Genomic DNA, 22,256 nt, shown 5'->3' with positions numbered 1-22,256 from the left:
AGAACCCGGAGAATCGTGGACATCTTCCAGACCTTGGAATCGGAAGTACGCAGTTACTGCCGTGGCTGGCCGACGACGTTCGACCGCGCGTCCGGCAGCATGCTTTACGACGAGAACGGCAAGCAGTACCTGGACTTTTTCGCGGGTGCCGGCTCGTTGAACTACGGCCACAACAATCCGCGGCTCAAGCGCGCCGTGCTCGACTACATCGAGCGGGACGGCGTCACGCATTCGCTCGACATGAACACAGTCGCCAAACGCGACCTGCTCGAGTCCTTTCAGGACATCGTGCTCGAGCCGCGGGAGCTGGACTACAAGGTGATGTTCCCCGGCCCGGCCGGAGCCAACGCCGTCGAGGCGGCCCTGAAACTGGCCCGCAAGGTCACCGGCCGTGAGTCGATCATCAACTTCACCAACGCTTTCCACGGCATGACGCTCGGCGCGTTGTCGGTGACCGGCAACTCCATGAAGCGCAGCGGCGCGGGCATTCCGCTCGTGCACGCGACACCCATGCCGTATGACAACTACTTCGAGGGCCAGACTCCGGACTTCCTGTTCTTCGAGAAGCTCCTGGCCGACAGTGGCAGCGGTCTCAACGAGCCCGCCGCCGTGATCGTGGAGACCGTGCAGGGCGAAGGCGGGATCAACGCCGCCCGGACCGAATGGCTGCGCGGCCTGGCCGACCTGTGCCAACGGCACGGGATCCTGCTGATCGTCGACGACGTGCAGATGGGATGCGGGCGGACCGGGCCGTTCTTCAGCTTCGAGCTCGCCGGGATCGAGCCGGATATCGTCTGCCTGTCCAAATCCATTGGCGGGTACGGGTTTCCGCTGGCGCTCACGTTGATCAAGCCGTCGCTGGACGTGTGGGAGCCGGGCGAGCACAACGGCACGTTCCGTGGCGTCAACCCGGCGTTCGTCGCCGCGACCGAGGCGCTGCGGACGTACTGGCAGGACGACAAACTCGAGAAAGGCACGCTGGCCAAGGGTGAGCACGTCGGCCGGTCACTGACCGAGATCGCCGAGTCCTATCCGGACGTCGCGATGCGGGCCAAAGGCCGTGGCCTGGCAAGGGGTCTGCAGTTCGGTGACGAGCGGATCGCGGAAGCCGTGTGCCGGCAGGCGTTCGGCCGCGGGCTGCTGATGGAGACGTCCGGCCCGGTCGGGGAGGTCGTCAAGATCATGCCGCCGTTGACGATCACCGACGCCGAACTGGAGGAAGGGCTCGGGCTCGTGGCCCAGTCCGTGAAGGGAGCACTGGGTTGATCGTCCGGACCACCGACGACGTCACCGACACCGACCGGGACGTCAAGACCCCGAACTGGCGCAGCAAAAGAATCATCCTGGCCGGTGAACAGGCCGGCTTCTCGGTGCACGAGACGACGCTGTACGCCGGCACGGTGAACGACTTCTGGTACGCCAACCATGTCGAGGCCGTCTTCGTGGTCGAGGGCGAAGGCGAACTGGAGGACAAGGAAACCGGTGCGGTGCACCGGCTCGGGCCCGGCTCGCTCTACCTGCTCGACGGCCATGAGCGTCACCAGCTGCGGCCGCACACGCAGATGCGCACTGTCTGCGTGTTCAACCCGCCGGTGACCGGCCGCGAGGTCCATGACGAGCACGGCGTGTACCCGCTGATCGTGGAAGGAGCCACATGACCCTGATGAGCACGAGGACCCCGGACCGCTACCCGACCAGGGTGCCCGGCGCCGCCCGGCTGATCGAGCGGACCGACCCCACGATCTGGGCCCAGCAGGACTCCGGCCCGATCGACCAGGCGACTTTGGCCTCGCACAACGCCAAGGGCTACTCCATCGACGACGGCGTGCTCAGCAAGCACGAGGTGCAGGCGTACTGGGACGAGCTCGTCCGGCTGACGAGCGACCCCGGCCTGCGCGGCGACGAGCGGGTCGTGGTGGAGAAGCAGTCCCAGGAGATCCGGTCGATCTTCGAGGTGCACCGGATCAGCGACCTGATCGCCGAGCTGATCCGGGACCCGCGGATCCTCGACCGGGCCCGCCAGCTGCTCGGCTCGGAGGTGTATGTGCACCAGAGCCGGGTCAACTTCATGCCCGGGTTCAAGGGCAAGGGCTTCTACTGGCACTCGGACTTCGAGACCTGGCACGCGGAGGACGGCATGCCCGCGCCGCGTGCGGTGAGCATGTCGCTGGCGTTGACCGCCAACTTCGCGTTCAACGGCGGCCTGATGGTGATGCCCGGATCGCACCGCACATTCGTCCCGTGCATTGGCGAAACGCCGGCGAACCACTACCAGCAGTCGCTGAAGGAACAGGAGATCGGCGTACCGAGCACGCAGGACATCACGACCCTGGCCACCACCCACGGCATCGACCAGTTCACCGGCTCGGCCGGATCCGCGATCTGGTTTGACGCCAACATCATGCACGGTTCGGCCAACAACATCACGCCGTTCCCGCGGTCGAACATCTTCGTGGTGTTCAACAGCGTCGACAACGTGCTGGAGGAGCCGTACGCAGCGCCAACACCGCGCCCGACGTTCATCGCGAGCCGTGACTTCACCCCTTTGAGTCGCGCGCCCCGCGTGTAATGAATCACATGCTCTCTGTTACGGTAATCACGCATTGAGATCTCGCTCAGCCGGATACGGCCTGAGGAGTAGCCGGTCTTCCACTCGGGGTGGGACCGGTGGCACCCGGGCCTTGGCCGTGTGAGTGTGGCCCCCTGCCAACCGGATCGGGACCGGACGGCAGGGGGCCTGTTTTCTCGCAGTGAGTGACAGATATCCCGGTAAACCTTTACTTCCACCCCCATCATCGACTTACCTTGGTCACCGGTAGTAGGGGACGGGGGAGGGCGAAGTGAGTACGGGGGACAGTGACGAGGACGACCATGCCGTGATCCGGTTCGGGGTGCTCGGACCGGTCCAGGCGGTGGTCAACGGCGAACCGGTCGCGCTCGGCGGGCCCGGTGTACGCGGCCTGCTCGCAATGCTTCTGTTACGCCCCAACGAAGTCGTGCCGGTCGAGGACATCCTCGACGGGCTGTGGGGCGAAGACCCGCCGCTGACCGCACGCACAATCGTGCAGAACTATGTTTCGCGGTTACGCCGTCAATTGCGCCTGGTCGATCCCACTGGATCGGTCTGGATCGACACGCGGCTGCCGGGCTACCAGCTGATCGTCGACGAGGACCTGATCGACGTCAGCCGGGCGACGGCGTTGCTCAGCAGAGCCCGCCACGAGCATCCGGTGCGGCGCGCCGAGCTGCTGCGGGAGGCGCTCGGCCTCTGGCGCGGGCCGGTCCTGGCCGACGTGTCACCCCGGATCAACGCGCCTGAACTGGAAGATCTTCGATTCGCCGTGCTGGAGGCGCGGATCGAAGCCGATCTTGAACTGGGCCGGCACGCCGAACTCGTCGGCGAGCTGTCGACGTTCGCGGAGTCGTATCCGTTCCGGGAACAGATGATCGCGCACCTTGTACTCGCCTTGTACCGCGCTGGGCGGCGAGCTGACGCGCTCGAGGCGTACCAGCGGTTCGCCCGTCGCGCGGCCGAGGATCTCGGCATCGACCCAGGTCCGGCGCTGCGGGAACTGCACGAGCGGGTGCTCAACGACGATTCGACATTGCTGCTGCCCGCGCCGGTGCCGGTCGTCGCGCCCAAGGTCGGCGTGCTCGTGCCCGCGCAACTGCCGCCCGCGCCAGTGGGTTTCCACGGCCGGGACGAAGAACTGGCGTGGCTGGACGGTTTGCTGGCCGAAGACCACGGCGAGGCGACGCCGATCGGGGTGATCTCCGGCCAGGCCGGGATCGGCAAGACCGCTCTGGCGGCGTTGTGGGGCCGCCGGGTGGCCCGGGAGTTTCCCGACGGCCAGCTTTTCGCCGGGCTGCGCGGTTTCCAGGAGCCGCTGGACCCCGGCGAGGTGCTGTCGCAGTTCCTGCTGACCTTGGGAGTCCCGGCCGGTGAGGTGCCGGCCGACCCTGATGACCGTGCGGCGCTTTACCGTTCGCTGCTGGCACATCGCCGGGTGCTCGTGATGCTGGACGACGCACGGGATTCCGAACAGGTGCGGCTGCTGCTGCCCGGTGGTTCCCGTGCGTTGGTGCTGATCACCAGCCGGGTCCGGCTGGAGGGCATGGTCGCGCGCAGCGGTGCCCGGCTGCTGGAACTGCGGACACTTTCGGGTCCGGCGGCCGTGCGGGTGGTGGATTTCCTTACCGGGCCAGGGCGAATCGATTCACCGCGGCTGGAACGCCTTGCCACACTGTGTGGTTGCCTGCCGCTGGCGTTGCGGATCGTCGGGGCGCGGCTGGCGTCCCGGCAGGAGTGGATCGCCGACGAGCTGATCAGCGATCTTTCCGACGAGCGGACTCGCTTGCAGGCGTTGGAGGTCGAGCATTCCGACACCAGTGTCCGGGCCGCGCTCGATGTCACCTACCGGGGCCTGGCCGAGCCGGCCGCCGCGGATTTCCGGTTGCTGGGCCTGGTGCCCGGCCCGTGGATCGGACCGGCCGTGCTGGCCGCGATGCAACAGACGGATCTCACCACCGCCCGGCGTGGCCTGCGGACGCTCGCCGGGGCGTTCATGGTCACCGAGACCAGCCAGGACGTGTTCGTCATGCACGACCTCGTTCGGCTGTACGCCAAGCAATCCGCTCCTTTCGGCGGCGCGGCTTTCGACCGGCTGGTCGGCTACTACCTCGGCGCGGCCGACAAGGCCCGGCGGTTGCTGCGTCCGGTTGTCGACCCGGTGTCCTCCTCTGTTGAAAACGACATTCTGGACATTTCAACTCCTGGGCAGGCGCTGGCCTGGTTCGAACGGGAATGGACCAATCTTGTTGCCGTAATCGACGCCGCCGATCCGCGCAGTGCCTGGCGGCTCGCCCGCATGGCGCACGACTACCGTGCGGTCCGGTCCACTTGGGAGGAATGGCACACCGTTGTCCATAAGGGACTTTCGGCTGCCGTTTCGGCTGGCGAGAAGGATGGCGAGGCCTGGCTGTTACAAAGCCGCTGTGCCTTGTACGCCCGCTTCGGCCGGGCGTCGGAGACGGCGGGCGACGCCTCGCGGGTGCTGCGGCTTGCGCTGGAACTCGGTGACGACCGGCTCATCGCGGTGGGTCACGAGGCGCTCGCGTCCGCCTACTTCGGACTCCGCCGATACGAGGAAGCCCTTGCCGGATATGCGAAAGCGCTCGCCGTCGACGCGCATCCGGCGATCGAGGCGCACGTGCGCAACAACATCGCCCAAGTGCAGCGGGCGCTTGGCCGGTTACAGGAAGCGGTCGAACCGCAGCGCAGAGCCGTGGAACTGTACCGGGAAGTGGGCGAAGTCGGCTTCGCCGCGTTCGCGGTGGGCAATCTCGCCGAGCTGCACGCCGAACTCAACGACACCGACCAGGCCGAACGTCATGCCCGGACTGCGATCGAGCTGTCGGTGAACTCGGGACTCGCCCTCTGCGAGGCGTTCGGCAGGGAAGTGCTCGGCAAGGTGCTTTCCGCGCGTGGCGCGAAATCTGGTGCGCGCCAACAATGGGAGCGATCCGCGGAGTTGTACACGCAGGTCAGCTCCGCGCGCGCGGAACAAATACGGGTTTTGATCGACGATCTTGCGTCAGGCGTTTAGCGCACGGTTAGTGACCTGCTCAGCCGAGCTGGCAGGCTACCCGCGGCGCGCCCCGGGGGCATCGCGCCATGACACCGACCAGTGCGCCGAGGGTCGTTGTGTCACGCAACCGGCCGGCACGCCGAGGGGGAGTGCCGGCCGGTCTTGTGTGTTTTCAGTCTCTGGCTTTCACATCGCTCAACGGCCGAAGCTCCGGCCGCTTGGGCGTCACACCGTCCCCCATGGACTCCCCGCGCAGCTGGCGGCGGATCCATGGCATCAGATGTGTCCTTGTCCACTGCAGATCGGCCTGGCGCAGCTTGAACCAGGACGTGTCGCGTTCCTGCGGCGGCCACGGTTCCCGCCAGTCCTCGTCCACCGGGATGTCGAGAACCTCGGCGGCACGCAAGGCGATCCGCCGGTGGCCCTCCGGCGAGAAATGCAACCGATCATCACTCCACGCGCGCTCGTCACTGAGCACGTGCATCGCCCACAGGTCCACGATCCGCGCGCCGTGCCGGTCCGCGATCGCGTGCAAATGTTCGTTGTAGATAGCAACTTTCGCCCGGACCCGGCGCACCATCGGCATCACCTTGGGATCCGGCCCGGCGAACAGCAGCACCTCACTGCCCGCCCGCTGAAGCTCCACAATGGCCTGTTCCAGCTCCGCCGCCAGTTCGTCCGCGTCGCTGCCCGGCACGATCAGGTCGTTGCCACCCGCGCAGATCGTCACCAGATCCGGTTGCGCGGCGATCGCGAGCGGCACCTGCTCGGCGATGATCTCGGTCATCATCTTGCCGCGGATGGCCAGATTCGCGTACCGGAAATCCGCGTCCCGCCCGGCCATCAGTTCGGCCAGCCGGTCCGCCCAGCCACGGAAGCCCCCGGCCTCGCTGCCGTCCATCAGGCCCTCGGTGAAGCTGTCACCGATCGCCACCCAGCTACCCCAGCCCACGCCGTCCCTCCCGTAGGTCGTTGTCACCCCCAACTAACGGACCAGGATGGCTGATCCATCCCAACCTACGCCACCGTCGGTTACAAAACGTTTCACCGCAATAACACGCTGTTATAATCACTGTCCCATTACGACTGAACGGGCATATGGGAACCAACCACAAGCCGCCCGCATCACAGTTACGATGCTTGGTTGGAAGGGATCGCCTAAACGGGGGACACGATGCCAGACGGTTCGCAGCAGCCGGTCGACCCTGCTGCCCAGCGAGCGCAAGAACAGATGCGCGAATGGAAGGAAAAGCAGCACCAGGGCGACGGTGGCGGCTGGTGGGCCTCCATCGGCAACACGATCGGCGACATGATGGCCGCCGCCGAAGCCGGCGCCTTCGCCGTCTCCCCGGACACCGGCGCCGCCATCATCAAGCAGTTGGACGCGGTCAAGGACCAGGTCTCGGAGATGCGGCGGACAGGGGCGTTCAGCAGCATCGGCAACCTCCGCATGGGTGGCGGATACGCGGCGGACATCGCCAGGTTCAATCAGCAGGTCAGGGATGAGACAGGTCCGCTGCTGCAGAACTTCATGCAGGAACTGGACCAGCTCAGCGAAGCGGTCCGAAAGAGCGTCGCGCATTACAAGGGCAGCGACAGCGGCAGTCAGCAGAGCATCGATACTTCAGGGGGCGGACTGTGAAGCGCTGGGCTGTTGCTCTCGTCGCATGTGCGGCGGCAGCTGTCCTGAGTGGTTGTTCGGAGAATGCGACGGGTTCTCCGCGGCCTGCGACCGGCGCCGCCACAGGCAACCAGACTTCCGGTTCGGTGGCGCCGCCCAAGACCACTTCGACGTCCATCGCCAAGGACGACCCGTGCACGCTGCTCACTTCGGCCGAAGCATCAAGTCTGGGGTTCGGCGCCGGCAAGATCAAAAATGTTCCGGGTGGACTCAAGCAGTGCGAATGGCGAACTGACAAGGCGGGCGAAGGAGTCGGCGTCGGGTACGGCCGCAACCCGCTTGACGTACTCAAAGGGCAGGAAGTCGAAGTCGGCAGGCACAAGGCCGTCAAACTCCCGCCAGACCCGGTCTCCGGCGGTTGCAACGTCGCTGTCGGGCTACCCGACTCGACCACCCTGATCCTTGTCGGGACATCCGGCAACGGCAACGATGAAGCTGTTTGTCCACTGGTGATCCAGGTGGCCAAGACCATCGATCCGAAGTTGCCGTAGGGGGGCGACATGGGTGACGAGCGTTCGGTTCCGCAGGCGGACACGCAGTATCCGGGTATCGATCACAAGGTCTTGAAACAGTGGACTGACCAGGGTGAACCTGCGGATGCCAACGGCTTCGGCGACATGTGGCGGGAATTCGGCCGAGGGCTGAGTGAATCCGCCGAGAATCTGATGGTGGCTGTGTTCGGGTCGGAGGCGGGCTGGACGGGCCAGGCGGCCAACGCCATGCGGGCGCAGCTGAAGAAGGTCGCGGACTGGAGCCTGAAGACCGGGGATTCCTTTCAGACAGCCAGCCGTGCGCTGGACGAACAGGGGACAGCGGTCGGCACCGCGAAGAACTCGATGCCCGACCCGGTCGACTACAACCCTGGCCAGATGATCAAGGACGCTGCCAAGAGCGGGAACATCGTCGAGATGGCTCTGCTGCCGGTCAACATGTACAAGCAGCAACAGGCTCAGCAGCAGGCGCACGAGAAAGCCATCCAGGTAGTCGCTCAGCGGGACGCCGAGCTGGCGGCCGCGGCCGCGTCCATTCCGTCGTTCGAGCCGCCGCCGAAGATCGATGAGCAAGGCGGCAAACCGCCGGAGCCGAATCAGCCGGGGATGCCCGGAACGCCAGGTGGCCGGCCAGGAGTGCCTGGTAATGGCAGCCGCGGCGGGGTCGGCGGCGGCGGTGGTGGGGGAGCCGGTGGCGGCGGTATGCCGGGCTTCCCTGGTGGCGCTTTCGGTGGTGGTGGCGGGTTCGGGGGCAATGATCCGAACAACCCGAACGGCAACGGCGACGACCCGGGGCAGACGCCGCCCAACGTCAATCTGCCCTCGTTGCCGATCGGTTCGGGCACGGGTACGTCCGGTTACTCGAACCCGACAAGCTTTGGCCCGGGCCCTGGCGGGCCGACGGGTATTCCGGGTGGTCCTGGGCCTGCGGGTGGTGGTGGCGGGTTCAACAGTGCGTTCGGCGGTGGGTTCGGTCCTGGTGGGGCGCCGCGGCCTGGTGGTGGGTTCGGGGCGATGGGGCCTGGGGCTGCTGGTTCGGGTGCTGGTTCCGGGGCCGCGGCTGGGCCGGGTGGAGTGGGCGGCGGACGCGGCGCTGGGATGGCGGGTGGCCGTGGAGCCGGCGGGATGGGGGCCGGTGGCATGGGCGCCGGCCGTGGCCAGGGTGGCGAGGACGACGAGCACCAGAGACCGTCGTACCTGGTCGAGCCGGATCCGGACGCCACGTTCGGCACTGACCAGATGACCGCGCCCCCGGTGATCGGCGGATGATTTCGGAACTGTCGCTGCCTGCCCTCGACGCGCTGTGGGAGGACCTCCGGCTGGGGGCGATCCCGTTTCCGCTGGAGGTGCGGTCGCACGGGGAGACTGTCGAGGAGCGCAGCCGGATCAAGGCCGCGGTGTACGCCGATCTGGAGAGCCGCGGCCTGGCGCGCCGCCAGCGGCCTGAGCCGCAGCTGGAGGATGTGCTGCAGCTTGTGGCACGCCCGACGATCAGCATCGACGCGGTGGCCATGCTGGACATGGCCGGGCAGCAGCCGGTGAAGGCGATCGTTGTGGCGACGGGCCGGCAGGCGGTGCTGGTTGTGCAGCGTGAGCTGATGGTGTCGTTGACGCCGATCCGGGAGACGGCCCTGGCCGCCTCGATTGTGGGCGTCCTGCCGCAGGTCAAGGCCGGGCCGGGAGTTCCGGTGAGCCTGCCGGTGGACGCGGTGAACCGGTCGGGCGGCCGGCACAGCCGTCCCGATCCGGACAACAGGATGAATCTGCAGCGGCTTGAGGCTGTGATGAAGGAGCCGGTCGTGCGGGCGGGCCAGTTCGGCGTCACGATCCGGGATCCGCAGGGCCGTCCCAACCGGCTGCCCGGCATCGGCTGGTTCGACACGGCCGCCGGCCGGTACATGAACATCGTCCGGGAAGCCGGCGACGGTGAGGCGTGGCTCACACTCACGCCTGCGGATGGCGGCCGGATTGCCCACCGTTTGTCCGAAGAGCTACTCAAAGCACTGCAGAGCTGACTCGTTTAGGGCTGCCTAAGCTCACTTCGATCAGGCAGGCTGGAGGGGTGACTAAGCGGGAGTCGCTCGGGGAGGTGCTCGGCGGGCGCCGTGGAGCACTGGACGCGAGCATTCCGCCGCTTGCCTTTGTCGTGGGCTGGCTGGCGGCGGATCAGTCGATCGGGATCGGTGCGGCGGCAGCCGTCGCGGTGAGTGCGCTCATGGGCGTGTACCGGCTGGTCAAAGGCGGCAAGGTCACCGCGCTTGTGGTGAGCGTCGCCATGGTTGCCGCGGCCGCGTTGATAGCGCTGCATACCGGCCGGGCGCAGGATTTCTTCCTGCTCAGGCTGATGTCGAACGGCGCGAGCGCGCTGTTGTGGTCGGCCAGCATCGTGGTGCGGTGGCCGCTGCTCGGCGTTGTCGTTGGCGTCGTGCTCGGTCAGAAGACCCGATGGCGTAAGGATTCCGACCTCGTCAAGGCGTACGGCAGAGCCAGCTGGGTGTGGGTGCTGCTGCAGTACGCGCTGCGTGTCGTGGTGTGGGGCTTGCTGTGGTGGGCGGGTGAGGTGGTCGCGCTGAGCGTGGTCACGTTCGTGATGTCGTGGCCGTTGGTCGCAGCGACGGTTGCTGTGAGCGGCGTTGTGCTGTTCCGCTCACTGCCCAAGGACCACCCGGGTATCCGTCACCCGCGTACGAGTTCGGACGGCCGCGGCGCGGACGGCCCAAGCACATCGACGGCGGCCAACCAGGCCGCGCCGGTGGCGCCCTCCGTGGAGAAGTGAACTGGTAGGTCGCCCAGGCGATCCCGTAGCAGCACACCGACAGGACTGTCCGGCCCGACAACGCTGCCGATGAGCACAACAGGCGTGCGCTCGTCAGGCGTGCGAGTGTCCGCGACCATTTGGCTGAGCACGTCGACTGTCCGGTGCACGATGTCGACGGCGACCGGGTCTCCTGCGGCGAATCCCTTGCTGACGAGCGGAGCGAACCGCGCGAGCCGGATGGGCAGCTCTGCGTTCGCGGCGGTGATCAGCCGTGACCACAGGTTCCTGTGTTCGCCTGAGACAGTCCCGAGCGCCTCGGACAGGACCGACTGAGCCATCGGGCCTTCGGGGACGTGCGTCTCGAGCAGTTTGAGTACCGACCGGACGGCTTCGCGCCCCATCCAGTACCCGGAGCCCTCGTCGCCGAGCAGCCAGCCGATGCCGCCGACGATCCGTACGGCACGGCGGTCCTCGATGCGGGACGCGATCGAACCCGTGCCGGCGACCAGGATCGTGCCGCTCGGCTCGGACGTCATCGAGGCGAACGCGGCCTCCTGGTCGGTCACGACACGGATGTCACAGCCGAGCCCGATGCCGCGCCAGGTCTCGTGGAACACGGCGGCGACTTCGGGATCGGTGAGCTTGGACGAGCCGGCCATGCCCACCACGCATGCCCTGGCATCGGCCGGATCGAGGTCGCCGATGGCCAGCGTGATCGCCTCGGCGATCCGGGCCGCGGCCACTTCGTACGGGTGGGAGTTGGGGTTCGCCCCGCCCGACGCGCCCCGGCCGAGCCGGTATCCCGCAAGATCGACGGTCAGTGCCCTGGTTCCGGTGCCGCCCGCGTCCACGCCGACCACGTAGCTCACTGCTGCTCCATTCGGAGTAGTATCTGCCCTGCCCGCTTCGTCTTACCCCCTCGGCGAAGCGGGTTTCTCACGTTGTGACTCGGAATCTTGTCAATTATTAACTAGACTCGGTGGACTGTTCGCCGATACGCTAGCACTGGTCTGGACCAATTGGAGGGGAAGTTTGAGTACTGTCCTCGCCGCGCAGAAGGCCCTGATCGGGCGCGGCTTCACTGGCCCGGTTTCCGTCCTCATCGAGGACGGCCGGATCGCCCAGGTGACCGAAGGGGCGACCGGCGGCACGGCGAACGGCCTGCTCACCCCCGGTCTGGTCGATATCCAGGTGAACGGTGCCTTCGGCGCCGACTTCGCCGAGATCGACGAGGAAGGCATGCGCCGGATCGTGCGCAACCTGCCGAGCACCGGCGTCACCAGGTTCCTGCCGACCTTGATCACCGCGGACCTCACCCAACTGCTGGACCAGGCCAGGGTAGTGCTGGCCGCCGTGTCCACAGTGAACGGTACCGGTGCGCAATCGCTTGGCGTGCACCTGGAAGGCCCATTCCTCTCGACCAAACGGCCGGGTGTCCACGACCCGGCGTTGATGGTCGCGCCAACCCCCGAACGCGTCGACGCGATGCTCGAACTGCGTGACGCCCTCCGAATGGTCACCCTCGCACCCGAACTGCCCGGCGGCATAGAAGCAGTCCGCAGGCTCACGGAAGCAGGCGTCCTCGTCGCCGTCGGCCACACCGACGCAACAGGCGCCGAAACAAGCCACGCAGCCGACGCAGGCGCCGGCATGATCACGCACCTCTTCAACGCCCAACGAGGCCTAGGTCACCGCGAACCAGGCGTACCGGGCGTCGCCTTGGTCGACGACCGCTACACCCTCGGACTCATAGCCGACCTCGCACACGTCGGCGCCGACGCATGCCGCCTGGTCTTCAGAGCAGCCGGCGACCGAGTCGCCCTGGTGACCGACGCCGTAGCAGCCGCAGGCATGCCACCTGGCGTATACCGGCTTGGCGGAGCGGATGTCCTGCTGTCCGACGACGGCGTCCCACGCTCCGCAGAAGGCACCATCGCCGGCAGCGCACTCACCCTGGATCGCGCCATCCGCAACATGATCTCCATCGGCGTCGACCCAGTCACCGCCTTTCGCGCAGCCACAATCATCCCCGCCGACACAATCGGCGAGCCCCACATGGGCCGCATCGAGCCAGGCGCACTGGCCGACCTGGTCCTCTGGGACGACGACCTGAAACCCAGCAAAGTCTGGGTGGAAGGAAAACTCGTCTACGACGCAGCCACAGCCTCGCCGGACACCCCGCTCCCACCACCCCGCGAAGCCGCCGGCCAGCCCCTCTGAACCCAGTCCGCAGTGTGAGTTGAGCCTGCCGGCGTGGGTTGGGCCTCCGGCCCCGGAATCCAGCCTACCGGTGAGGACCGACAAGCCGGGGACAGTGAAGATCCACTGCCCCCGGCTTGTCCACAGGCCCAACACTTGTCCACAGATCAAGCCGGGCCACCCTGTTGATCACTTTCCCCCGATAGGCTGGAGCAGGGCCGCCCCCCGGTGGTGGGTGGGGGCATGTCTTTTCCTTTGGGGGCAGGGTTTTCTGTCGATTTTGTGTGGCGACTGGGTGAATCCTTGGGCTTGTGTTGTTGCTGTGATTGTTTGTAAGACATGCCCTCGCCGGGCGGCAAACCTCCCTAGATGAGGACGGAAGAGCGGTTCGTGCCCTCCCTCTCGGTCGGCCTGCCCAAGGGTGACCACACGAGCCCAGGACACCGCTGGCGTTCGTTCGCCGGCGCCTCCTCTTGCCAGGCTTCTCACTGACAAGGCGACTCGGGTTTGGGGTGGGGTTCCGCTGCGGCCCGCCGGGCTTGGGTTACTCGCCGCTGTTTGCGGTGCCCTGGACTCGTGTGGTGAGGCTTCGCCCACTGCCGACCGAGGGTGAGGACACTCAGAGCCGACTTCTATTGCGCTGACGCGCTTTTACCTCGAGGGGCTCGGTAACCGGGCTCGCTTTTCGCTCGGAGTCGCCAACCTGGCCCACCAGACCTTCATCCCGCCAGCCAGGGCTCCGTTACGTCCGTGGGCGCTGACATGGCCCCTCGCCAAGCGGCCCGCCAGGACCTCCAGGCCTTGGCTCAGATCCCCTATGAGCGCGGAGCGCCAACCGGGGCTGATCTGGTGGGTTCAGCGGGTTCGGGTGACTTTGGAGAGGCCTCGGGGGTTGTCTGGGTCGCCGCCGCGGGCTAGGGAGAGGCCTAGGGCGAGGCGTTGGAGGGGGAGGATTTCCAGGATTGGGGCGACTTCTTCCGCGCAGGGGGGCAGGACTATGCGGGAGCTGGCGGGCATGTCCGCGGCTGCGGAGCCGACTGCGAGGACGTCGGCGCCGCGTTGGCGGACTGTGTTCACGACGTCACGCATGGCTTCGCCGCCTTTGCCTGCGCTTGTCACGGCTACGACGCCTGTGTCGGCGTCGATTGCGGCGACGGGACCGTGTAGTAGATCTGCTCCGCTATATGCGCGGGCTGCCAGGTATGAGGTTTCCGCTAGTTTCAGGGCTCCTTCGGCCGCTGAGGCTGAGGAGTAGCCGCGTCCGGTCGTCACCATGCGTTCGACGTACCTGTACCGTGCGACAGCATCGTCCACCGCGGATTCGGTGGTGGACAAGGCCTCTGCCGCCAGAGCCGCCAGCGGGGCCGCTGCTTGCCCTTGTCCACCTCGGACTGAGTCGATCAACAGGTAGAGCGACAACAGGGTCGCTGTGTACGTCTTCGTGGCCGCTACCGCATTCTCCACGCCGGCGCCGATGTCGATCGATAGTTCAGCCACTGAATTGAGGCCGGAGGAGGGGTTGTTCGTCACCGCGACGGTCAGTGCGCCGCGGGCTCTGGCCGCTTCTGTCGTTTCGATCAGGTCGGGCGAGCCGCCGCTCTGGCTCACCGTCAGGAACAGCACATCGGACAGGTCCGGCTTTGCTCCGTAGAGCGTCGTCGTCGAGGCTGAGGCGAGGCCCGCCGGTAGTTCGAGCAGGACTTCTACCAGGTATTTCGCGTAGAGCGCCGCGTGGTCGCTCGATCCCCTGGCCGCCAGCAGGGCGAACCTGGGACGGCGTTCGGCCAGCTTGGCGGCCACTTCCGCGATCTGCGCCTGACGGTCGACTATCGAGGCGAAGACCGCCGGCTGCTCGGCTATCTCGGCGCTCATGTGCTGGCCGGACATGGTCCCTCCCGGGTGAGCCAGTAGGTCTAGACCAATCGTAGCGTCCGTGAGGTGAGACGAACAGGTGCCAGTTTGTCACTCCAACGGGCAACTAGGCGGGGTTTGATCGCATCTGAGCCGGTGGCAAGGCATGCTGTAGCCGTAAGCCTTGAGGAGGAGGCCATGCTGGAGACATCGTCCGCCGCTACGCCGGACACCGCAGCCGCACGCCTGCAGCGGGAGCCGAAGTACTGGGGTTTGAAGCGGCATCTGCTGGATCTGTTGAGCGCGCTGCCCCCAGGCTCGCCGATCCCGACCGAGCGTTCACTCGCCGCGGAGTTCGACGTATCGCGTACCACCGTGCGTCAGGCACTGGCGGAGCTGACCGTCGAGGGCCGTCTGCTGCGTGTGCAGGGCAAGGGCACCTTCGCTGCGGAACCCAAAGTGGCGCAGCGGTTGCACCTTTCGTCCTATACCGAAGACATGCGGGCGCAAGGACGTGAACCATCTTCACGTTTACTTGAGGTTTCCGAGTTGCCGGTCGAGGCGGAACTGGCCCGGCTGCTGGGAATTCGCGCGGGCGCGAAAATCCTGCGGCTGCACCGGCTGCGCTTCGCCGACGGCGAGCCGATGGCGCTGGAGACCACGCACCTGCCGCTGGGCCGCTTCCGTGGCCTGCGCCGGTACATAACGAGTGGTGGCTCGCTGTACCAGGTGCTGCGGGAGCGATTCGGAGTCGAGCTGGGGCACGCCGAGGAGACCATCGAGACCGGCCTGGCCGGTCCGCAGGAAGCCGAACTGCTCGGTGCCGACGTCGGCATGCCGATGTTGTTGCTGTCGCGGCATTCCTTCGGTACCGACGGCCGTCCGGTCGAGTGGGTCCGCTCGGTCTACCGCGGCGACCGGTACAAGTTCGTCGCGACCCTGAACCGTCCAAACGGGTGATTCGTTGCTCCACCCGGCGTCGGTGATCCACATGCGACGCCGGGATTGGATTCGGTTGCCCGCCATGCGAACAAAATTCACGAACCGGCAGTGGCGAAGGGTGATCGGCTGGGTGCATGGTGTGGTGTACCCGGGACCGGGAGGAGCACGGACATGAGCATCCGCTGGGGGACGCCGGCCGCGCGTGGGGTGCTGGCCACCACGATCGTGGGGTCGGGCATGGCGATGCTCGACGGGACGATCGTCAATGTCGCGTTGCCCCGGATCGGCAAGGAACTCGACGCTTCCGTCGCGGGTCTGCAGTGGATCCTCGACGGGTACCTTTTGTCCCTCGCGTCCCTGATCCTTATTGCCGGGAGTCTTGGCGATCGGTATGGCCGGCGGCGGGTCTACGTGCTCGGGGTCGTCTGGTTCGGGGCGGCTTCTCTGCTCTGTGGTGTTGCGCCGAGTACTGAGTTGCTTGTTGTCGCGCGGATTTTGCAGGGTGTTGGCGGGGCGTTGCTGACGCCTGGGTCGCTGGCGATCCTGCAGTCCTCTTTCGACCGCCAGGATCGGGCGCGTGCGATCGGGGCGTGGTCCGGGCTGGGCGGTATCGCCGCTGCTGTCGGGCCTTTGGTGGGTGGTCTGCTGGTTCAGGTGTGGTCCTGGCGGCTGGCTTTCCTGATCAACCTGCCGGTCGCGATCGTCGTGGTCTGGATGGCGCGCAAGTATGTTCCGGAGTCACGCGATGAGCAGATGACAGGGCATCCGGGCATTCTCAGTTCCGCTGTCGGCGCGATTGGTCTGGCTGGGGTGACCGCGGCGTTGGTCGAGGCGCCGGGCCGTGGCGCCGGCGACTTCATTGTCCTGATTGCCGGGATTCTGGGGATCGCTGGGCTGACGTCGTTCGTGGTGATGCAGCACAAGTCGCGGGAGCCGCTGGTTCCGCCGGAGATGTTCCGGGATCGCACGTTCACGGTGGCCAACGCGCTCACGTTCGTGGTCTACACCGCGCTGGGTGGCGTGTTCATGCTGTTGGTGATCCAGCTGCAGATCTCGTTGGGGTACCCGCCGACCGCGGCCGGGGTCGCCGGGTTGCCCATCACGCTGATCATGCTGTTGACGTCCTCGTACTCCGGCAAGCTCGCGCAGCGCATCGGCCCACGGCTGCAGCTTGTCGTCGGGCCGTTCGTGATCGCCGCGGGCATGCTGCTGATGATGCGGATCGAGCCGGGTGCGTCGTATCTCACCGAGGTCCTGCCTGCGGTGATCGTGTTCGGCTTGGGGCTGACGACAGTCGTCGCGCCGGTGACGGCCACGGTGCTCGCGGCGGCCGAAGACCGGCATGCGGGCGTCGCATCAGGCGTGAACAACGCGATTGCCAGGACTGGTGGCCTGCTGGCCGTGGCCGTGCTGCCGGCCGTCGCAGGCCTTAACGGCGCTGCTTACGAGGACCCTGCGGCCCTCACCAGCGCTTGGCGGATGGCCTTGCTGATCTGCGCTGTCCTCGCGGCAGTGGGCGGATTCCTGGCACTCGGTGTGCGTAACGACGTGCTGAGCGCACCGGCCGAGGCAGAGCCTGAGAGCCCTGCGCCCGGCCAGTGCCTGCACTGCGGTGTGGAAGGTCCGCCGACCCATGTCAAGCCGGCGCACCAGCCGACAGGATCTCCTGGAACATCTCCGGGTTGATGTTGCCGCCGGACACGACGGCGACCGTCGTCCCGGCCGGGATCGCGCCCTTGAGGTACGCCGCCACGCTCACGGCACCGCTCGGCTCGACCACCAGGTGGGACTTGTGCGCGAGTACGCGGACGGCTTCCCGTATCTCGTCCTCGGTGACCGTGACCAGGCCGTCCAGGACGTGCTGCAGGTGCGCGAAGGTCAGCTCGGACGGCTGGGAACGCAGTCCGTCGGCGATTGTGCGGTTGCGGTCTTCGACCGACCAGCTCACCCGGTGCCCGGCCTGCAGGCTCTCCTGGGCGTCCGCGGCCAGCTCGGGCTCGACGCCGTAGACGCGGGCGTTCGGGCAGAGCGCCTTGATCGCCGTGCCGATGCCGGAGGCCAGGCCGCCGCCGCTGACCGGCATCACCACGATCTCGACCTCCGGCAGGTCGTGGCTGATCTCCAGACCGGCGGTGCCCTGCCCGGCGATCACGTCCGGGTGGTCGAACGGCGGCACGAGCACCCCGCCGGTCTTCTCGACGAGTTCGTCGGCGACGACCTCGCGTTTGCCGACCTCGCACAGCACGACCTCGGCGCCGTAAGCGCGGGTCGCCTCGATTTTGACCGCCGGGGTGTCCTCGGGCATCACGATGTGCGCGGGGATGCCGTACGCACGTGCCGCGTACGCCACGGCCTGCGCGTGGTTTCCGCTGGAGTAGGCCACCACGCCCCTGGCGCGGACAGGTTCGTCCAGCTTGGCCAGGGCGTTGAAGGCGCCCCGGATCTTGAACGCGCCGATCGGCTGCAGGTTCTCCGGTTTGATCCACAGTGGACGCTCTGGGTCCGCCCAGGGGGCCTGCAGCAGCGGGGTGCGGACCGCGACCGGCCGGATCCGGTCGGCCGCCGCGCGGATGTCGTCGATAGTCACCAGTTGCACACCGGAGATTCTGCCCTGTTCCGGGCCGGTGCAGGTGACGTCCACAATGGACATATGGGGTGGCGGTGCTCACGTCCGGCCAACCGGAGGGCGTGCCGTTACGTCCCGGTTGGTGATGAGTGTGGAGAAGAAGAGCGGATTGCAGATCAGTCAGATCGCGGTGGCGGCATTGGCTGCGGTGACCGCGGCGGTGCTCGGATCAACACTCGGTGTCGCCGGAACAGTACTCGGCGCAGCGTTGGGTGCGATCGTCTCGACGGTTACCACCGAGTTGTACGCGCGATCATATGAGCGAGTTCGTTATCGAGTTGGTAAGACCGAAGCCAAGACGCAAGAGAAGTCACCACGGCGCGTGCGCTGGCAATTACTCACTGGCGTGAGTATTGCGGCATTCACCCTAGGCATGATTGTGATCACCGGTATCGAATGGGTGCGCGGAGAACCGCTTTCCGGTGACGCTCAGACCACGATTGGTGGCGTTCTGCAGCGACCGGATCACGCCCCGCGCAATCCGACATTTCCGCAAAAGACGCCCACACCGACGACCGTGACGGTCACACCGCCCGCCACGACGGCACCGCCGGTGGCCGACTCTCCGTCGCCGGCCCCGTCTGGATCAAGCTCGCCGAGCTCATCCAGCACAACAACCACGACTACTGATCCGGTTCAGTCGAGTGCGGGCAGTCAGCGACCGACCGCGCCATAATGCACTCTGTCCAGGCGTGATTACGCTGGGTGAAACTTTGGTGTGATTTGGAACACAATTTCGCCCTGTTCGGGCCATTGTGTAACGCGAGCGCGATTCATACAGTCGGGCACGAAGGGTGACCCGGAAGAGTGATGCTCGAACAGGTGACGGGGTGAGTCGACCACCCCGTCACCTATTCCTTGAAAGCCCGAGAGCCGGCCCTGCATCCAGCTCTCGGGTCCCTGCACCCAAGGAGACGACATGAACCCAAGGAAAACGGCTCGGTTAACCGGTGCCGTCCTCATTGCCGCCGCCATGGCTGTGCTTCACAGTCTACCCGCGTCCGCGGCACCTTCGGGTGGCACTTCTGCAACAGATTTGTCAGTTCTCGAGTTCGAAGCGGCAAATCCCGGACTCATGGCCGCGATGAAGCGTGATCTGGGTCTGGACGCGCCGGCCGCACGGGCACTCGTCGCGACGCAACAAGCGGCTGCCGCGACTGAGGAATCGCTGCGTACAGCCCTGGGTAGCAGCTTCGGCGGCGCCTACTTCGATCGTGCGACAAGCAAATTGGTCGTCGGCGTGACCGACGCGAGCAAGCTCGCGGTGGCGACCGCCAAGGGCGCCACGGCCAAAGTGGTCTCCCGCAGCGCGGCCCAACTGGACTCGGCGATCGTCGCGCTGGATGCCAAGGAGGCTTCGGCACCGAGCTCGGTGACCGGCTGGTACGTGGACGCGATCGCCAATGAGGTTGTGGTGACCGCACTTCCGGGTGCGACCGCAGCCGCGAAGGCGTTCGCCGGCCAGGACGTGCGGGTTGTCGAAGCCGACGCTCCGCAGACGTTCGTCAAGGGCGGCGACGCCTACTACATCGGCGGCTCCCGTTGCTCCGTCGGCCTGACCGTCAGTGGCGGCTACGTCACGGCCGGGCACTGTGACGTGCTGACCGGCAGCGGCCAGCCCAACAACGGCCGTTGGGGCGGCTCGTCCTTCCCCGGCAACGACTACGCCTGGGTGCGCACCAACTCCGGTGTGTCGCTGAGCCCGCTGGTCGGCTCGGTGACGGTCAAGGGCTCGACCTCGGCAGCGACCGGTGCGGCCGTGTGCAAGGCCGGCTCCACGACCGGCTGGACCTGCGGCACGGTCGGGTCAAAGAACCAGACGGTCCGCTACGCAGAGGGCACGGTGACCGGACTGACCGCGAGCAACGTCCGGTGCCAGGCCGGTGACTCCGGCGGCGGCTTCATCACCAGCGCCGGCCAGGGCCAGGGTGTCGTGTCCGGTGGCAACACCGCGACGTGCTACTTCCAGCCGTTGGGCGAGATCCTCTCCGCCTACGGCCTGTCCCTGCTACGCGGCTGAGTTTTTGCCCCCAATGTGGCGTTGGTGGCATCGCATGCCACCAACGCCACATTGGGGGCACAGCTGTCTCAGAGTTTGGACTTCAGGGAAGCGGCCGCGGCGCGGGGATCCGAAGCCTCGGTGATCGCGCGGACGACCACCACACGCGTCGCGCCGGCCGCAAGCACCTCAGGCAACCGGGTGTCATCGATACCGCCGATCGCGAACCACGGCCGGGCCGGATTCGCGGCGGCGGTTTCGCGTACCAGGTCCAGACCAGGCGCGGGACGCCCGGGTTTGGTGGGCGTCGGCCAGCACGGGCCGGTGCAGAAATAGTCGACGCCTTTCTCTGTCGCCGCGGCCTTGGCCTGTGCGACGTCGTGGGTCGACCGGCCGATGACCATGTCCTCGCCGACGATCTGCCGCGCCATCCGGACCGGAAGGTCGTCCTGACCGAGGTGCAGCACGTCCGCGCCGACCGCCGCGGCGATGTCCGCCCGGTCGTTGACCGACAGCAGTGCGCCGTGTTTGGCGCACACTCCCGCGATCTCCTCCAGTGCCGCCAGCTCCTGGCGGGCTTCGAGTGTCTTCGCGCGCAGCTGCACGATGTCCACGCCGCCCTCCAGCGCCGCGTCCACGAATTCCGCCAGGTCGTCGCGCATGTCCGTGCACAGGTAGAGCCGTGCTTCGGCGAGCTTGCGCCTGAGGTCTGTCCCACTGAGTCCGGGCATACCTTGATTTCTACGCTATTGTTGAGCCTGGTCCGCACGGGAGCCTGGCGAAACCGGGCTGAGAGGGAGCTTTCTTCGGCTCCGACCGTCGAACCTGATCCGGGTCATGCCGGCGCAGGGAGCGTGTTGTGGTGCAAGGAAAGATCGCGGTTGTCGGGGCCGGCGTGATCGGCCTGTCGGTGGCGTGGCGTGCGATGAATTCCGGATGGCGGACTGTGGTCGTGGACCCGCAGCCGTGTTCCGGCGCGTCCTGGGTCGCGGGCGGCATGCTCGCGCCGGTCACCGAGGCCTGGCCAGGCGAGGAACCGTTGCTGGAGCTGGGGGAGGCGTCGCTACGAGCCTGGCCGGAGTTCGCCGCCGAGCTCGGTGATGTCGGGCTGCGCACGCAAGGCACTGTGGTCGCGGCATTCGACGCCGCGGACGCCGCCCAGCTGACCATTCTGGCCGATCATCTGGCATCCATCGGCCGTGATGTGGGCCGGCTGACCGGTCCGGAGATACGCAGGCTGGAGCCTGCCATGTCCACATCTGTCCGCAGTGGACTTTCTGTGCCCGGTGATCTGGCTGTGGACAACCGGAAGCTGCTCGAGGTGCTGCGGTCCAAAGCCGAGTTCATCCACCAGCCTGCTCGTGCGGTCGGAAACGGCGTGGTGGAACTGGATAACTCCACTGTGGACTGCGATGTGGTGGTGATCGCGGCCGGTGCCTGGAGCCGGCATCTGCACCCCGCGTTGAACTCGTTGATACGCCCGGTGAAGGGCGAGATCCTGCGGCTGAAACCCGGCTGGGGCGCGGTGCCGCTCGGCCGGACGATCCGGGCCCTGGTCGAGTCCCGGCCGGTGTACCTGGTCCCGCGCGAGAACGGCGAGGTCGTACTCGGCGCGACGCAGTACGAAGCGGGTTACGACACTCAGGTGATGGTGTGTGGAGTGCGCGACCTGCTGGCCGACGCGGAACGCGTGGTACCGGGCATTTCCGAGTACGTACTGGTCGAGAGCGCGGCCGGAATACGCGCTTCGAGCCAGGACAACTTGCCGGTGATCGACTGGCTGGAGCCGGGAATCCTGGTGGCCAGCGGACATCACCGCAATGGCCTATTGCTCGCGCCGATCACCGCCGACGCGGTACTCGCGCTGCTGAACGGGAACCCGGTGCCGGAGGCGGCCGCCGCCGCCAGATTGGAGTCCAGATGAAGGCGCGCGTGAACGGCGTCGAACGCGAACTGGCCGACGGCGCCACAGTCACGGATGTCCTGCGGTTGCTGGAGATTCCCGAGCATGGCGTGGCCGTCGCACTCAACGGTGAGGTCGTGCCGCGCGCCGAGCACCAGCGGACTGTGCTGGGTGACGGCGCGGACCTGGAAGTGCTCACCGCTGTGCAAGGAGGCTGA

At 66.9% G+C, this 22,256-nt stretch carries 21 protein-coding genes and 1 riboswitch; of the genes, 16 read left to right on the top strand and 5 right to left on the bottom strand.

Annotated elements, in window-relative coordinates; genetic code table 11:
* Positions 1-15: 15 nt before the first annotated feature.
* The 4 genes from ectB to JOF56_RS08250 all read left to right on the top strand — a co-directional run bounded on the left by ectB (position 16) and on the right by JOF56_RS08250 (position 5,606).
* Positions 16-1,266 carry a diaminobutyrate--2-oxoglutarate transaminase gene (gene ectB, locus JOF56_RS08265; protein WP_209636068.1) on the top strand — a complete coding sequence of 417 codons (1,251 nt, stop codon included), beginning with the start codon at positions 16-18 and terminating at the stop codon, positions 1,264-1,266.
* Complete coding sequence (locus JOF56_RS08260; RefSeq protein WP_209636066.1) at positions 1,263-1,658, top strand: ectoine synthase; 396 nt, start codon at positions 1,263-1,265, stop codon at positions 1,656-1,658. Before ectB ends, JOF56_RS08260 begins: the two co-directional genes overlap by 4 nt.
* The gene (thpD, locus tag JOF56_RS08255; protein WP_209636065.1) at positions 1,655-2,569 is read left to right on the top strand and encodes an ectoine hydroxylase; all 915 of its coding nucleotides are present in this window, start codon (positions 1,655-1,657) and stop codon (positions 2,567-2,569) included. The genes JOF56_RS08260 and thpD overlap by 4 nt, the downstream gene beginning before the upstream one ends.
* Positions 2,570-2,840: 271 nt before the next feature.
* The gene (locus tag JOF56_RS08250) at positions 2,841-5,606 is read left to right on the top strand and encodes an AfsR/SARP family transcriptional regulator (RefSeq protein WP_209636063.1); all 2,766 of its coding nucleotides are present in this window, start codon (positions 2,841-2,843) and stop codon (positions 5,604-5,606) included.
* A gap of 154 nt (positions 5,607-5,760) precedes the next feature.
* Here JOF56_RS08250 and JOF56_RS08245 read toward each other — a convergent pair whose 3' ends face one another.
* On the bottom strand, positions 5,761-6,540 hold the full coding sequence (locus tag JOF56_RS08245; RefSeq protein ID WP_307854979.1) for an SGNH/GDSL hydrolase family protein: 780 nt from the start codon (positions 6,538-6,540) through the stop codon (positions 5,761-5,763).
* Between the two features lie 222 nt (positions 6,541-6,762).
* Here JOF56_RS08245 and JOF56_RS08240 point away from each other — a divergent pair, with 222 nt between their 5' ends.
* The 5 genes from JOF56_RS08240 to JOF56_RS08220 are packed head-to-tail and all read left to right on the top strand — an operon-like array spanning position 6,763 to position 10,536.
* Positions 6,763-7,230, top strand: a complete 468-nt coding sequence (locus tag JOF56_RS08240; RefSeq protein ID WP_209636061.1) for a hypothetical protein — start codon at positions 6,763-6,765, stop codon at positions 7,228-7,230.
* Complete coding sequence (locus JOF56_RS08235) at positions 7,227-7,760, top strand: DUF3558 domain-containing protein (protein WP_209636059.1); 534 nt, start codon at positions 7,227-7,229, stop codon at positions 7,758-7,760. The genes JOF56_RS08240 and JOF56_RS08235 overlap by 4 nt, the downstream gene beginning before the upstream one ends.
* Before the next feature lie 9 nt (positions 7,761-7,769).
* Positions 7,770-9,029, top strand: a complete 1,260-nt coding sequence (locus JOF56_RS08230) for a hypothetical protein (protein ID WP_209636057.1) — start codon at positions 7,770-7,772, stop codon at positions 9,027-9,029.
* A complete protein-coding gene (locus JOF56_RS08225; protein ID WP_209636055.1) occupies positions 9,026-9,775 on the top strand; it encodes an ESX secretion-associated protein EspG in 750 nt (249 codons plus the stop codon). The genes JOF56_RS08230 and JOF56_RS08225 overlap by 4 nt, the downstream gene beginning before the upstream one ends.
* Before the next feature lie 47 nt (positions 9,776-9,822).
* Positions 9,823-10,536: a DUF3159 domain-containing protein gene (locus JOF56_RS08220; RefSeq protein ID WP_209636054.1), complete on the top strand. Its 714-nt coding sequence runs from the start codon at positions 9,823-9,825 to the stop codon at positions 10,534-10,536.
* On the opposite strand, the gene JOF56_RS08215 is transcribed toward JOF56_RS08220, so the two are convergent.
* On the bottom strand, positions 10,437-11,387 hold the full coding sequence (locus tag JOF56_RS08215; protein ID WP_209636053.1) for an N-acetylglucosamine kinase: 951 nt from the start codon (positions 11,385-11,387) through the stop codon (positions 10,437-10,439). The two genes, JOF56_RS08220 and JOF56_RS08215, sit on opposite strands and share 100 nt — an antisense overlap.
* A gap of 163 nt (positions 11,388-11,550) precedes the next feature.
* On the opposite strand from JOF56_RS08215, the gene nagA reads away from it, so the two are divergent.
* Positions 11,551-12,738 (top strand): N-acetylglucosamine-6-phosphate deacetylase, encoded by a 1,188-nt coding sequence (nagA, locus tag JOF56_RS08210; protein ID WP_209636051.1) that lies wholly within the window; start codon positions 11,551-11,553, stop codon positions 12,736-12,738.
* Positions 12,739-13,572: 834 nt separating this feature from the next.
* Here nagA and JOF56_RS08205 read toward each other — a convergent pair.
* Positions 13,573-14,604, bottom strand: coding sequence for an SIS domain-containing protein (locus tag JOF56_RS08205; protein ID WP_209636049.1), 1,032 nt, complete (start codon positions 14,602-14,604; stop codon positions 13,573-13,575).
* Positions 14,605-14,766: 162 nt separating this feature from the next.
* On the opposite strand from JOF56_RS08205, the gene JOF56_RS08200 reads away from it, so the two are divergent.
* Entirely contained in the window at positions 14,767-15,528 is a 762-nt protein-coding gene (locus JOF56_RS08200; protein ID WP_209636047.1) for a GntR family transcriptional regulator, read from the top strand.
* Between the two features lie 153 nt (positions 15,529-15,681).
* A complete protein-coding gene (locus tag JOF56_RS08195; RefSeq protein ID WP_209636045.1) occupies positions 15,682-17,196 on the top strand; it encodes an MFS transporter in 1,515 nt (504 codons plus the stop codon).
* Here JOF56_RS08195 and JOF56_RS08190 read toward each other — a convergent pair.
* Complete coding sequence (locus tag JOF56_RS08190; protein WP_209636043.1) at positions 17,147-18,106, bottom strand: threonine ammonia-lyase; 960 nt, start codon at positions 18,104-18,106, stop codon at positions 17,147-17,149. The two genes, JOF56_RS08195 and JOF56_RS08190, sit on opposite strands and share 50 nt — an antisense overlap.
* Before the next feature lie 121 nt (positions 18,107-18,227).
* Here JOF56_RS08190 and JOF56_RS08185 point away from each other — a divergent pair, with 121 nt between their 5' ends.
* On the top strand, positions 18,228-18,812 hold the full coding sequence (locus JOF56_RS08185; protein ID WP_209636041.1) for a hypothetical protein: 585 nt from the start codon (positions 18,228-18,230) through the stop codon (positions 18,810-18,812).
* Positions 18,813-19,220: 408 nt separating this feature from the next.
* Entirely contained in the window at positions 19,221-20,156 is a 936-nt protein-coding gene (locus JOF56_RS08180; protein ID WP_307854978.1) for a S1 family peptidase, read from the top strand.
* Between the two features lie 68 nt (positions 20,157-20,224).
* Here the strand turns inward: JOF56_RS08180 and thiE are convergent, their stop codons facing one another.
* Entirely contained in the window at positions 20,225-20,866 is a 642-nt protein-coding gene (gene thiE / locus JOF56_RS08175) for a thiamine phosphate synthase (protein ID WP_209636037.1), read from the bottom strand.
* Between the two features lie 26 nt (positions 20,867-20,892).
* Positions 20,893-21,004, top strand: a riboswitch (TPP riboswitch).
* On the opposite strand from thiE, the gene thiO reads away from it, so the two are divergent.
* Both thiO and thiS read left to right on the top strand, forming a co-directional pair.
* Positions 20,995-22,059, top strand: coding sequence for a glycine oxidase ThiO (thiO, locus tag JOF56_RS08170; protein ID WP_372447847.1), 1,065 nt, complete (start codon positions 20,995-20,997; stop codon positions 22,057-22,059). Its footprint overlaps the riboswitch before it by 10 nt.
* Positions 22,056-22,256, top strand: coding sequence for a sulfur carrier protein ThiS (gene thiS / locus JOF56_RS08165; RefSeq protein ID WP_209636035.1), 201 nt, complete (start codon positions 22,056-22,058; stop codon positions 22,254-22,256). Before thiO ends, thiS begins: the two co-directional genes overlap by 4 nt.

Origin of the sequence: Kibdelosporangium banguiense, assembly GCF_017876405.1 — a bacterium.
Classification (GTDB): domain Bacteria; phylum Actinomycetota; class Actinomycetes; order Mycobacteriales; family Pseudonocardiaceae; genus Kibdelosporangium; species Kibdelosporangium banguiense.
This window is presented reverse-complemented; position numbering and strand designations above follow the sequence as displayed.